Origin of the sequence: Saccharopolyspora phatthalungensis (assembly GCF_014203395.1) — a bacterium.
Taxonomy (GTDB): Bacteria; Actinomycetota; Actinomycetes; order Mycobacteriales; family Pseudonocardiaceae; genus Saccharopolyspora; species Saccharopolyspora phatthalungensis.
In genome coordinates this window covers 2,935,961-2,949,031 of sequence record NZ_JACHIW010000001.1, presented here as the reverse complement: position 1 = coordinate 2,949,031, position 13,071 = coordinate 2,935,961, and the positions used below count along the sequence as shown (strand labels likewise).

Below are 13,071 nucleotides of genomic sequence, written 5' to 3'. Positions count from 1 at the left end.
GTACGGGTGAGGCAGAAGCGTCGCAGAGGCCCAAGGATCGGGAAACCTTCCCCGCAAAACAGGAACACAGCGTGTCCGTGAAACGTCATACTGGTAGTGGACGACAACTGGGATGGAGTAGTACCGAGCAACGCCGACCTCGAGTGAGGCATGCAAGATGCGGTCCATGATCGTTCGCGTGAGCCGGACGGGGCTAGTTCCCCGTAAGCTGGGCTTTCCTGATCGATTTTGTGACCGAGCTCCTCGACCTAACGGCCGTACTGTGTGTCAACCTCGCGAATCGGACCGCTAGCCTGGTACCTGAGTGTGTCTGTAAATCACGAGCATATGGATCGAGGCGAACGCCAGCCGTGTCCAGCAGCCCTGCGTCACAGTTCGGCCCCAACGAGTGGTTGATCGAGGAGATGTACGAGCAGTTCCTCCAAGATCCCGCTTCCGTAGACTCGGCGTGGCACGAATTCTTCGCCGACTACAAGCCGGGCCAGGCAGCCACCGAGAACACCGCTGCTGCGGCCGGTGCTGCAGCGGCCCCGACGACCACGGCCACCGCGACGCGCCCCAGTGAGGCCAACGGCCAGGTCCCGCCGACCGCGCCTCCGGCAACCACGCCCGCAGCCGCACCCAAGCCCTCCCCGCAGCAGGCCGCCAAGGCGGCTCCGGTGAAGGAGCCCCAGGCCGGTGGCGACGTCAAAACACTCCGCGGGGCTGCGGCTGCGATCGCCAAGAACATGGACCAGTCGCTCACGGTGCCGACCGCGACGAGCGTGCGCGCGGTGCCGGCGAAGCTGCTGTTCGACAACCGCATCGTCATCAACAACCACCTCAAGCGGAACAAGGGCGGCAAGATCTCCTTCACCCACCTGATCGGCTACGCGCTGGTCCGGGCGGTCAAGGACTTCCCGAACATGAACCGCCACTACGGCGAGGACGCCAAGGGCAAGCCCGCAGCCGTCACGCCCGAGCACATCAACCTGGGCCTGGCCATCGACCTGCCGGGCAAGGACGGTTCGCGCAACCTCGTGGTCGCCTCCATCAAGGGCTGCGAGGACATGACGTTCCAGCAGTTCTGGCAGGCCTATGAAGACATCATCCGCAAGGCCCGCAACAACGCGCTGACCGCGGACGACTTCGCGGGCACCACGATCTCGCTGACCAACCCCGGCCCGTCCGGCACCAACCATTCGGTGCCGCGGCTGACCAAGGGGCAGAGCGCGATCATCGGCGTCGGAGCCATGGACTACCCGGCGGAGTTCCAGGGCGCCAGCGAGAAGACGCTGGTCGACATGGGCATCAGCAAGATCGTGACGCTCACGTCCACCTACGACCACCGGGTCATCCAGGGTGCGGAGTCCGGCGACTTCCTGCGCAGGATGCACCAGCTCCTGCTGGGCGAGGACGGGTTCTTCGACGACATCTTCGCCTCGCTGCGCATCCCGTACGAGCCGGTGCGCTGGACCCAGGACATTCCCGAGGGCGCGGTGGACAAGACCGCCCGCGTGCTCGAGCTGATCGACGCCTACCGCACCCGCGGCCACCTGATGGCCGACATCGACCCGCTGAACTACCGGCAGCGGCGGCATGAGGACCTCGACGTCCTGTCGCACAGTCTCACGCTGTGGGACCTGGACCGGGAATTCGCCGTCGGTGGCTTCGCCAGCAAGGAGCACATGCGGCTGCGCGACGTGCTAGGCGTGCTGCGCGACTCCTACTGCCGCACGGTCGGCGTCGAGTACATGCACATCCTCGAACCCGACGAGCGCGAATGGCTGCAGCAGCGGGTCGAGAAGCCGCACACCAAGCCCGAGCCGTCCGAGCAGAAGTACATCCTGTCGAAGCTCAACGCGGCCGAGGCGTTCGAGACGTTCCTGCAGACCAAGTACGTCGGGCAGAAGCGGTTCTCGCTGGAGGGCGCCGAAACCGTGGTGCCGCTGCTGGACGCGGTGCTGGACACCTCGGCGGCGCACGAACTGGACGAGGTCGTCATCGGCATGCCGCACCGCGGTCGGCTCAACGTGCTGGCCAACATCGTCGGCAAGCCGATCTCGCAGATCTTCCGGGAGTTCGAGGGCAACCTGGACCCTGGCCAAGCGCACGGCTCCGGTGACGTCAAGTACCACCTCGGTGCCGAAGGCAAGTACTTCCGGATGTTCGGTGACGGCGAGACCAAGGTGTCGCTGACGTCGAACCCGTCGCACCTGGAAGCCGTCGACCCGGTGCTCGAAGGCATCGTCCGCGCCAAGCAGGACATCCTGGACAAGGGCCAGGAGGGCTTCACCGTCCTGCCGGTGCTGCTGCACGGTGACGCCGCGTTCGCCGGTCAGGGCGTGGTCGCCGAGACCCTGAACCTGTCGCTGCTGCGGGGCTACCGCACCGGCGGCACGGTGCACGTGATCGTCAACAACCAGGTCGGTTACACCACTGCGCCGGAGCATTCGCGCTCCAGCAAGTACTGCACCGACGTGGCGAAGATGATCGGCGCACCGGTGTTCCACGTCAACGGCGACGATCCCGAGGCCTGCGTCTGGGTGGCCAAGCTCGCGGTGGAATACCGCCAGGCGTTCGGCAAGGACGTCGTGATCGACATGGTGTGCTACCGCCGCCGCGGGCACAACGAGGGCGACGACCCGTCGATGACGCAGCCGAAGATGTACGACGCGATCGACAAGATGCGCAGCGTCCGCAAGGTCTACACCGAGGCTCTGATCGGCCGCGGCGACATCACGGTCGAAGAAGCCGAGAAGGCGCTGAAGGACTACGCCGCTCAGCTGGAGCACGTGTTCAACGAGGTCCGCGAGTTGGAGAAGCACCCACCGGCGCCGAGCCCCTCCGTGGAGTCCGAGCAGCAGGTGCCGCGCGGACTGTCCACCGCGATCTCGCAGGAGACCCTGGAGCGCATCGCCGAGTCGCAGATCAACCTGCCCGAGGGCTTCACCCCGCACCCGCGGGTCAAGCCGGTGCTGGAGCGGCGCGCCAAGATGGGGCGCGAGGGCGGCATCGACTGGGCGTTCGGCGAGCTGCTGGCGTTCGGTTCGCTGGTCATGGAGGGCCGTCAGGTCCGCCTGACCGGTCAGGACAGCCGACGCGGCACGTTCGGCCAGCGGCACTCGGTGCTCATCGACCGCAAGCACGACGCCGAGTACACGCCGCTGCAGAACCTGTCCGAAGGCCAGGCGAAGTTCCTGGTCTACGACACGGCGCTGTCGGAGTTCGCGGCGCTGGGCTTCGAGTACGGCTACTCGGTCGGCAACCCGGATTCCCTGGTGTTGTGGGAAGCGCAGTTCGGCGACTTCTTCAACGGCGCGCAGTCGATCATCGACGAGTTCATCTCGTCCGGTGAGGCCAAGTGGGGTCAGCGGTCCGACGTGGTCATGCTGCTGCCGCACGGGCACGAGGGCCAGGGCCCGGACCACACCTCCGGTCGCATCGAGCGGTGGCTGCAGCTGTGCGCCGAGGGGTCGATGACGGTTGCGATGCCGTCGACCCCGGCGAACTACTTCCACCTGCTGCGGCGGCACGCGATGGACGGCATCCACCGCCCGCTGGTGGTGTTCACGCCCAAGTCGATGCTGCGGTTGAAGGCCGCGACCAGCTCGGTCGAGGACTTCACCGAAGGCAAGTTCACCTCGGTGATCGACGACCCGGCACAGCCGGACCCGGCGGGGGTGCGCAACGTGGTGCTGTGCACCGGCAAGCTCTACTACGAGCTGGCCGCGTACCGGGACAAGCACGGCATCACCGACACCGCGGTCGTCCGGTTGGAGCAGCTCTACCCGCTGCCGCACCGCAAGCTGGGCGCGCTGTTCGAGCGGTACTCCAACGCCACCTCGATCCGGTGGACGCAGGAAGAGCCCGCCAACCAGGGTGCGTGGCCGTTCCTCGGCCTTGCCCTGCCGGAGCTGTTCCCGCAGCTGGTGGGCAGGCTCGAGCGGGTTTCCCGTCGCCCGATGGCCGCACCGGCCACCGGCATGGCCAAGGTTCACGAAGTCGAGCAGGCCGAGGTCGTGCAGAACGCCTTCGCCTGATCCCCGGCTGAAACGGGCCGCCGGTTCCCATCCGGAACCGGCGGCCCGTTTTGCGCGCCGCGACGCCGACAACGCAAACCCGTCGCGGCCGTGAGGTGACAGGAAGGTTCCCATCCACACGTCAGGCTCCCCGGCTGGGAGTGATCTGGGGCGGCGGATTAGAGTTCGGCTCCGATCTCCGGCGGGCAGCCTGGGAGCGTCCGAGGAGCATGGGAACCTTTCTGCCATCCAGCAACGCACGGTTCCCCTGCCACAACCGACGTGGCGTTTCGTACTCTGCTGTTCTGCCGACATCGATCGCACCGGTCAAGGACGGAAAAACTAGGAGGACGCGGTGTACTTCACCGACCGCGGCATTGAGGAACTCGAAGATCGTCGCGGTGACGACGAGGTCACGCTGGCCTGGGTCGCCGACCGGATGCGGGCCTTCGTCGATCTCAACCCCGAGTTCGAGGACGCTACCGAGCGGCTGGCCACATTCCTCGCCCGCGACGACGCGGACGAGGAGTGACGGCGAAGCCCTGACGCAGGGTTCTCCCGGTCCGCACTGGCCGCCTTGCGACAGAAAGGTTCCCATCCGCTCGCCCCCGCCACGGCAGCGGAGAGCGCCGATCGGCTGGTGACAGGAAGGTTCCCATGCTCCTTCCCCGTAGCCGGCGGTTCGGCGACGTCAGGAAGGTTCCCTTCCCGCCACACCGGTTTCGCGCGTCACGCGCCTCCGTGGCGGGAAGGTTCCCTTGCCCCGGCAGCCCAGGCCCGGTGATGGGTAGGGTTTCGCCGTAGTCGGCGGAGGCTACTTGGAGGTCGCCGGTTCTGGGGGGCTGTTGGCGAGAACGGCTTCGTTCGTCCACTTCGTGTAGCTCACCACCCGGCTGCGTGCCGACGTCGAAGTAGGCGGCGAAGCGCGGCGCCCGGCCGATCCGGTTGCACGTTGCCGGGCGAGCGATACCTGATCAGACCGTTCGATCACATCCGCACCCGTCAGGGCCGGTTTGGATGACAGGAAGGTTCCCATCCTCCGGCCACAGGGCTCTGTTCGGGCTTGGCGGTGACAGGAAGGTTCCCATCCTCGCAACCGCGAATGCCCCGTCTGTCGGTGACAGGAAGGTTCCCTTGCTTCGATCTCCCAGCCGGGCGCTCGGGTTCGCCGATTGTGGGAGCCACCCGTGCCAGGTCGTGCGGCTCCCCTTGCCGGGTGGCCCGGGCTGGTAACTCGATCCTCTACCGAGTGATCCGCCCGGCGCACGGGGCAGATATGTGATCGTGTTCGTGCTGGCAATGCCAACGCCTCACCGGAGGAATATTCAATGCGACGTCTGCTTGCCAGCACCCTGCTCACCGGCCTCGTCGTGCTGGGCGCGGCCGGAACGGCCAATGCCAGCGATGAGCCCAAACCGCTGACGCCGGAGCAGGTCCTCTCCGCTGTCACCGCAGCTATCGACGGTCCGAAGGGGCCGTCTCAGAACGGCCAGCTGAGCCATCACGAACAACACTCGCATCAGGCCCTACAGCAGCACGATGTCCAGTCGTCCCCGCCGAAGGGTTCCGGCTCGATGCGCGGGTCGACCGGGATCGGCTGACCCCCGCCAGGTTCCGCGCCCCACTCGTCGAAGGCGGGTGGGGCGCGGTGCGCTGTGCAGTGCCGCTAACCAGCCAGTGCAGAAAGTCGCGATGGACCCGCCGCGCCTCACCAGGACAAACTCCGTTGCGACGAAGCCGTCGAGAGCGGAGGAACCTTGCGCGCTCTGGTGAAGACCTCGCCCGCGCCCGGCCTGGAGCTGACCGAGCTCCCGGACCCGGCGCCCGGGCCGAACGAGGTCGTGGTGCGGGTGATGCGCACCGGGATTTGCGGCACGGACCTGCACATCGCGTCGTGGGACGAGTGGGCGGCCCGCACCGTGCCGACCCCGCTAGTGGTCGGTCACGAATTCGCCGGTGAGGTGGTGGCCATCGGCAACGCGGTCACTCAGGCGGCGATCGGCGACTTCGTCAGCGGCGAGGGCCACCTGGTGTGCGGCCGATGCCGCAACTGCCTCGCCGGCCGACGCCACCTGTGCGCGCACACGAAGGGACTCGGGGTGCACCAGAACGGCGCGTTCGCCGAGTTCGCGGTGCTGCCGGAGCAGAACGTCTGGGTGCATCGCAGCGAGGTCGATCCGGACGTGGCGGCGATCTTCGACCCGTTCGGCAACGCGGTGCACACCGCGCTCAGCTTCCCGGTGGTCGGCGAGGACGTGCTGATCACCGGTGCCGGGCCGATCGGGCTGATGGCGGCGAGCGTGGCCAAACACGCAGGTGCACGGCACGTGGTGATCACCGATGTCAGCGAACACCGGTTGGAGCTGGCCCGTCGCCTCGGGGTGGATCTGGCCGTGGACGTGTCGCAGACCCGGATCGCGGACGCACAGCAGAAGCTCGACATGAGCGAAGGCTTCGACGTCGCGATGGAGGTTTCCGGTCAGCCCGACGCGTTGCGGGAGATCGTGGCGAATATGGCGCACGGCGGCCGGATCGCGATGCTGGGGTTGCCCGCCGAGAGCTTCCCGCTCGACTGGAGCGCGGTGGTGTTCAAGATGCTCACCGTCAAGGGCATATACGGACGCGAAATGTTCGAGACCTGGTATTCGATGTCGGTTCTGCTGGAGTCCGGGCTGGACCTGACGCCGGTGATCACGCACCGTTTCCCGTACACGCAGCACGCCGAGGCGTTCGAGACGGCCCGCAGCGGCCGCTGCGGCAAGGTCATCCTCGATTGGACAACGGAGGGTTCCGCCTGATGTACACGATCGCTGACGACGTCCGGGCCAAGCTGGCCGAGATCCGGGCCGCAGGCCTCTACAAGGACGAGCGGGTGCTGGACTCGCCGCAGAGCGCGCGCGTCGATGTCGGCGGTGCCGAGTTGCTGAACTTCTGCGCGAACAACTACCTGGGGCTGGCGGATCACCCCGCACTGCTCGCCGCGGCCGAGGAGGCACTGGCGAAGTGGGGTTTCGGGATGGCGTCGGTGCGGTTCATCTGCGGCACGCAAGCCCCGCACAAGGAGTTGGAGCGGCGGCTTTCGGAATTCCTGGGCACCGATGACACGATCTTGTACAGCTCGTGCTTCGACGCAAACGGCGGCGTTTTCGAGACATTGCTCGACGATCGGGACGTGGTGATCTCCGATGAGCTCAATCACGCGAGCATCATCGACGGCATTCGGCTGTCCAAGGCCCGCCGTGGCCGGTACCGGAATCGCAACATGGCCGACCTGGAGCGACTGCTCACGGAGAACTCCGACGCGCGGCACAAGCTCGTCGTCACCGACGGCGTGTTCTCCATGGACGGATACCTGGCGCCGCTGGACGAAATCTGTGCACTCGCCGAGAAGTACCGGGCGCTGGTGATGGTCGACGATTCGCATGCGGTCGGGTTCGCCGGACCGACCGGCGCGGGCACTCCTGAGCTCTTCGGCGTTTCCGACCAGGTCGACATCGTCACCGGGACGCTCGGCAAGGCGCTCGGCGGCGCCAGCGGCGGCTACGTGTCCGCACGCGCCGAGATCGTTGAGCTGTTGCGGCAGCGTTCTCGGCCGTACCTGTTCTCGAATTCGCTCGCGCCGTCGATCGTGGCCGCTTCGCTGGCCGCATTGGACCTCGTGGCGGGGCAACCGGAGTTGCGGGAGCGGCTGCGGGAGAACAGTGCGCTGTTCCGCCGCCGGATGACTGAGGAGGGTTTCGACCTGCTGCCCGGGGAGCACCCGATCATCCCGGTGATGATCGGCGATGCGGCCGAGGCGGCGCGGATGGCGGACCTGCTGTTGGCGGAGGGCATCTACGTCATCGGCTTCTCATACCCCGTGGTGCCCAAGGGCAAGGCCCGCATCCGCACCCAGATGTCGGCCGCGCACCGCACCGAGGACGTGGAACGTGCGGTTTCTGCGTTCGTCGCGGCGCGCGATCAGCTGGGTACCATCGCCCGGTGATCGACCCTCGGCGTCTCCTGGTCCTCCGCGCGCTGGCCGATCATGGCACTGTGCGCGCGGCGGCGGAGAAGCTGTATTTGACGCCTTCTGCGGTGTCGCAGCAGCTCACCGTGTTGGAGAACGAGGTCGGGCAGCCGCTTCTGGTCCGGCAAGGCCGCCGGGTGCGGCTGACCGCAGCTGGTGAGCTGCTGGTCGAGCACGCCAAGGCGGTGCTTGCCGAGTTGGAGCGCGCCGAAGCGAGTCTGGCGGCGTGCGCCGAAGGCACTGTCGGCACGGTCGGTGTGGCGTCATTCGCCTCGGCGATCACGCAGGTTGTGGCGCCATCGATCGTTGCGTTGCGCCAGCGAGCACCGGATGTCCGGGTGCTGGTTCGCGACGCCGAGGGCCACAACAGCCTGATGATGCTGCTAGCCGGGGAGATCGACATCGCGATCTCGATGGAATACACGTCGATGTTGCAGGCCGACGCGCGCCGGGTGAGCCGGTTTCCGCTCTACGCCGAGCCGTTCGACGTCGTGCTGCCACCAGATCACCGGCTCGGTGCCGCCGCTGAGGTCGCGATCGACGAACTCCGCGACGAGGATTGGATCGCGCCGCTGCCGGGCAACCCGTGCCGCGCGGTGGCCCAGGTGTGCTGCGAGAATGCGGGGTTCGTTCCGACCATCACGCACACTTCCGATGATTTCCACGCCGTGGTGGCGCTGGTCGCGGCAGGCACCGGTGTTGCGTTGGTACCCCGCACCGCCATCACCCGCAGCGAGGGTGTGGTGGCACTGCCGGTCGCGGGTAAACCGCCGACCCGCCGCGTCTTCGCGGCCGTCCAGCGCGGACGAGAGGATCACCCGTTGGTCCGCGTCGTGCTGGATGCGCTGTTGGCGAGCAAAGAATGCGGCGCTATTTGGCCTTTGTGAGGAAGCGGACGATCCGGGCGATGGTGTCCGCTGAGTTCGTGCGAGGCCTGCCCGGTCAGGCCCAGTGCGTCGGTGGCGGCGACATGGTCAGCGGTACGACGAACTCGCCAACGCTGATCGTGTTCGAGCGGGTCCGCCTCAGCGAATGGCAGCGATGCCGGATGGAAGCAAGGGAACCTTCCTGTCACCACGCCTCGGCAACACCGCAGCAAGGGAACCTTCCTGTCACCCACCACCCCCACCACACCGCAGCAAGGGAACCTTCCTGTCACCCACCACCCCACAACACCGCAGCAAGGGAACCTTCCTGTCACCCACCACCCGTGGAATGCGCTGGTAGCGAAAGGAGGGCGCCTTCAGGAGCGCAGGAACATCGCGGCGATGGAGGCACCCCTTTCGAGATGGATGGCTCACCGGACCCGGACCCCCCTGCGCCACACGGCGTGGGTGAGCGGGACGCCGGGCCGGTATGCGAGCCAGGTTGCGCTCGGGGCGTCCAGGACGTGGACGTCCGCTCGCGCGCCGACGCGGAGCACGCCTACCGCGCCTTCGCCCGACTCCCGGCGTAATGCTCGCGCACCGCCCCAAGTCGCGGCGCGCACTGCCTCATCGATGCTCATCCGCATCTGAAGCACGGCAGTGGCCACGCAGAACGCCATCGACGAGGTGTAGGAGGAACCCGGGTTGCAGTTGGATGCCAAGGCGACCGTCGCTCCTGCGTCGACAAGCGCCCGAGCGTCCGGCAGTGACTGGCGGGTCGACAGATCGCATGCGGGGAGCAGCGTCGCCACGGTGTCGGAGCCGGCCAAGGCATCCACATCGGACTCCGACAGGTAGGTGCAGTGGTCCACGCTCGCGGCACCGAGTTCGACCGCCAACCGCACGCCGGGCCCGGGAGCGAGCTGGTTGCCGTGCACGCGCAGGCCCAGCCCGCGTTCCTTCGCTGCCACTAGCACCCGCCTTGACTGGTCCGCGTCGAATGCGCCCTTCTCACAGAACACGTCGCACCAGCCGACGTGCTGGGCCACCGCGTCGAGCATCTCCCCGCACACCAGATCCACATAGGAGTCCGCATCCCCGCCGGGCGGCACCAGATGTGCGCCGAGGAAGGTCACCTCGTCGGCTTGGGCGGCGATCTTGGCGGCGCGCAGCTCATCGGCGACTGTCAGGCCGTAGCCGGTCTTGGTCTCCACGCACGTCGTGCCTTGGGCTGCGGCTTCGGCGATGTGCTTGCGCAGGTTCGCCGCCAGCTCCTCGTCGGTGGCGGCCCGGGTAGCCCGCACCGTCACCGCGATTCCGCCTGCCTGGTAGGGTTTTCCGGCCATCCGGGCGGCGAATTCAGCGGTTCGGTCCCCGGCGAACACCAGGTGCGTGTGGCTGTCGACCCACCCCGGCAGTACCGCTCGCCCACCGACGTCGAGGCGCTCGTCGGCGTCCGGGGCGCTCGTCGCGGGGCCGACCCAGACGATCCGGTCGTGGTCGATGACCAGCGCGGCATTGGTGAGCGTGCCGATTTCGTCGTCGTTCGTCGTCAGCTCGCCGATCTCCGTAATAACAGTGCTTGTCATCGTTTCTGATCCTCGCCCTGTCGTATCGTCGAGTGCTCGTGCGTGAGCAGACCGGTGAGAGCCGGAAAAACACTCACGCGCGAAGTGCGGTGATCGCGTCCTGGAGCTCTCGTGCCGCGTCGATCGAGTGGTGCTTGCCGTGCTGCACGATGCGGCGTCCGTCGGCGACCACGCCCCGCACGTCGTCGACGCGCGCGACCGCCGGAACCGCCTCCGGTGCGACGCCCGCCAGGCGGGTTGAGCCGAGATCGACTGCTACGAAGTCGGCGCGGGCGCCGACACCGAGCCAACCAGCATCGGACCAGCCGAGCGACCGGTGCCCGGCTGTGGTGGCCATCGCCAGCAATTCCTCGGCCGCGAAGTGCCCGCGTGTCTCGGTGGCCAGCCGCAGGTACGACTCGACGGACTGCACCTCCGCCAACGGGTCGATCACCGAATGCCCGTCGCTGCCGATCGAAAGCGGGCTTCCGGCAACGCTCAACACCGCCGCCGGTCCGATGCCGTCGGCGAGGTCGGCCTCGGTCGTCGGGCACAGGCACACCCCCGTCCCGCTACCGCCCAGCAGCGCCGCGTCGGACGCCGCCAGATGTGTGGCGTGCACGGCGGTCACGTCGGCGCCCAACGCTCCGCGCGACTCCAGCAGTTGGGTCGGAGTGCAGCCGTGCGCCGCCAGGCACGCTTCGTTCTCGGCGCGTTGTTCGGACAGGTGCAGGTGCAGCGGGGCTTTGTTCTTGCGTGCCCAGCCGGTCACTTCCGGGATTTCCTCGGCGGGCACCGCGCGGACCGAATGCAGCGCGGCACCGATGCGGACCCGGTCGCCGTCCACCGTGAACCGTTCGATCCGGTCGGCCCAATCCGTGGCGGCATGGTCAGAGAAGCGCAACTGCACGCCGTCCAGCGACTGACCGAAACCACCCGCGAGGTAGCACGTGTCCAGCAGGGTGATCCTGATCCCCACGTCCAGTGCGGCCTGCGCGAGGGCTTGGCTCATCGCGTTCGGGTCGTCGTAACGGGCGCCGTCGGGGGCGTGGTGCAGGTAGTGGAACTCGCCGACGCACGTGATCCCGGCCAACGCCATTTCGGCGTAAACACCGCGGGCGAGCCGGTAGTAGCTGTCCGGGTCTAGTACCGCAGCCACCTCATACATCTGGTCGCGCCAGGTCCAGAACGTGCCGCGAGCGCCGGGGTGCCAGCCGCGCAGCGCGCGGTGGAACGCATGGGAGTGAGCGTTCGCGAGGCCGGGCAGTGTCATTCCCGGCAGCCGTTCGGCCTGCTCCGGTGGGGTTCGCGTGAACCCGACGGCGGTGATTCGGCCGCCGTCGACTTCGAAGAGCACGCCCTGCGCGGGCCCGTTACGTAGCCAGGCCCAGTCGCACCAGTATGTGTTCACCACTTCACCCCGCCAGGTGTGCCAGGCATTTCGCGAGCGCGTGTGCGCCCGAATCGCAGTCTTCGGGCTCCGCGTGTTCCTCTGGGGCATGGCTGATGCCGGTCGGGTTGCGCACGAAGAGCATCGCCGTCGGAACTTCGGCGGCGAGAATGCCCGCGTCGTGCCCGGCTCCGGTCGGCAGCGCGGGTGCGTCGTCGAGCAGGCCGCTGAGCCGGTCGCGCAACGCCGCGTCGAAATGCACGGTGTCCGCGTAGGACTCTTCAGTCACGTCGAGCTCGCAGCCCTCCGCGGCGGCGAACTTTGCCGCCGCTCCGGAGAGGTCTTCGACGATCGACCTCGTCGGCCGGTCGCCGGGCGATCGCGCATCCAGCCAGACGTCCACCGCGGAGGCGATGACGTTGGTACCTCCTGGGTTCGGGACCAGCCTGCCCACCGTCGCCCGACCGCCTTCGACGCCCGCCGCGATCCGGCGTGCTTCCAGGACCAACTGCGAAGCCGGCAGCATCGGATCGCGCCGATCGGAGATCAGCGTTGCGCCGGCGTGGTTGCCCTGGCCGCTGAACCGGAATCGCCACCTGCCGTGCGCCAGGATCGACGACGCGACCGCAACCGGCCGATCCAGGTCGATCAGGCCGCGGCCCTGCTCCACGTGCAGCTCGACGAATTGCCCGATGCGCCGCAGCGCCGCCTCGTCCCGGCCGATCCGTGCCGGGTCCGCTCCGGAGGAACGCATCGCCTCGGCGAAGGTCACCCCGCTGGGATCGCGCAGCGCGCCGGCCCGGTCGGCATCGATGGTGCCGGTCAGCAGCCTGGACCCCAGGCAGGGCACGCCGAACCGGCCGCCCTCCTCCTCGGCGAAAACCACCACCGCGAGCGGTTTCCGGGGCGTGAACCCGTTGGCCCGCAACAGGTCCACCGAGCTCAGCGCGCTGACCACGCCCAACGGGCCGTCGAACGCACCGCCGCCGGGCACCGAGTCGAGATGGCTGCCTGTCACCACGGCGCCCTCGCCCGGATCGCCCCACCAGGCCCAGACGTTGGCATTCTGGTCGGTGGTGGTGCGCAGGTCGCGCGCCTCGGCTTGCTCGACGAACCACTCGCGCAGCTCCCGCTCGGCATCGTCGAAGACGTGCCGGGAGTACCCGCCCCGGCGCCGGTCCGCGCCGACACCATCGAGGGCCGCCAACAACTCGTTCGGTCCCGCCACATCTGCTCC

Annotated in this window: 9 protein-coding genes; 6 read left to right on the top strand and 3 right to left on the bottom strand. The window is 67.9% G+C overall.

Annotated elements, in window-relative coordinates:
* Nucleotides 1-404 precede the first annotated feature (404 nt).
* The 6 genes from BJ970_RS13625 to BJ970_RS13600 all read left to right on the top strand — a co-directional run bounded on the left by BJ970_RS13625 (nucleotide 405) and on the right by BJ970_RS13600 (nucleotide 8,897).
* A complete protein-coding gene (locus BJ970_RS13625; RefSeq protein ID WP_246471518.1) occupies nucleotides 405-4,022 on the top strand; it encodes a multifunctional oxoglutarate decarboxylase/oxoglutarate dehydrogenase thiamine pyrophosphate-binding subunit/dihydrolipoyllysine-residue succinyltransferase subunit in 3,618 nt (1,205 codons plus the stop codon).
* 334 nt (nucleotides 4,023-4,356) lie between these two features.
* Entirely contained in the window at nucleotides 4,357-4,533 is a 177-nt protein-coding gene (locus BJ970_RS13620) for a DUF6104 family protein (RefSeq protein WP_184726601.1), read from the top strand.
* A gap of 796 nt (nucleotides 4,534-5,329) precedes the next feature.
* Nucleotides 5,330-5,602: a hypothetical protein gene (locus BJ970_RS13615; RefSeq protein WP_184726600.1), complete on the top strand. Its 273-nt coding sequence runs from the start codon at nucleotides 5,330-5,332 to the stop codon at nucleotides 5,600-5,602.
* 156 nt (nucleotides 5,603-5,758) lie between these two features.
* The gene (gene tdh, locus BJ970_RS13610; protein ID WP_184726599.1) at nucleotides 5,759-6,799 is read left to right on the top strand and encodes an L-threonine 3-dehydrogenase; all 1,041 of its coding nucleotides are present in this window, start codon (nucleotides 5,759-5,761) and stop codon (nucleotides 6,797-6,799) included.
* Nucleotides 6,799-7,986, top strand: coding sequence for a glycine C-acetyltransferase (locus BJ970_RS13605; RefSeq protein WP_184726598.1), 1,188 nt, complete (start codon nucleotides 6,799-6,801; stop codon nucleotides 7,984-7,986). Before tdh ends, BJ970_RS13605 begins: the two co-directional genes overlap by 1 nt.
* On the top strand, nucleotides 7,983-8,897 hold the full coding sequence (locus BJ970_RS13600; RefSeq protein ID WP_184726597.1) for a LysR family transcriptional regulator: 915 nt from the start codon (nucleotides 7,983-7,985) through the stop codon (nucleotides 8,895-8,897). The genes BJ970_RS13605 and BJ970_RS13600 overlap by 4 nt, the downstream gene beginning before the upstream one ends.
* Before the next feature lie 410 nt (nucleotides 8,898-9,307).
* On the opposite strand, the gene hutI is transcribed toward BJ970_RS13600, so the two are convergent.
* From hutI to BJ970_RS13585, 3 genes are all read right to left on the bottom strand, one after another.
* On the bottom strand, nucleotides 9,308-10,465 hold the full coding sequence (hutI, locus tag BJ970_RS13595; protein ID WP_184726596.1) for an imidazolonepropionase: 1,158 nt from the start codon (nucleotides 10,463-10,465) through the stop codon (nucleotides 9,308-9,310).
* Between the two features lie 73 nt (nucleotides 10,466-10,538).
* Nucleotides 10,539-11,855, bottom strand: a complete 1,317-nt coding sequence (locus BJ970_RS13590; protein ID WP_312864238.1) for a formimidoylglutamate deiminase — start codon at nucleotides 11,853-11,855, stop codon at nucleotides 10,539-10,541.
* Between the two features lie 4 nt (nucleotides 11,856-11,859).
* Nucleotides 11,860-13,062, bottom strand: coding sequence for an allantoate amidohydrolase (locus tag BJ970_RS13585; RefSeq protein WP_184726594.1), 1,203 nt, complete (start codon nucleotides 13,060-13,062; stop codon nucleotides 11,860-11,862).
* Between the last annotated feature and the right edge of the window lie 9 nt (nucleotides 13,063-13,071).

What these genes read in the sequence shown, in the direction of transcription:
- BJ970_RS13625 (WP_246471518.1), top strand. Translation starts at nt 405, where the DNA reads ATGTACGAGCAGTTCCTCCAAGATCCCGCTTCCGTAGACTCGGCGTGG.
- BJ970_RS13615 (WP_184726600.1), top strand. Translation starts at nt 5,330, where the DNA reads ATGCGACGTCTGCTTGCCAGCACCCTGCTCACCGGCCTCGTCGTGCTG.
- BJ970_RS13605 (WP_184726598.1), top strand. Translation starts at nt 6,799, where the DNA reads ATGTACACGATCGCTGACGACGTCCGGGCCAAGCTGGCCGAGATCCGG.
- hutI (WP_184726596.1), bottom strand. Translation starts at nt 10,465, where the DNA reads ATGACAAGCACTGTTATTACGGAGATCGGCGAGCTGACGACGAACGAC.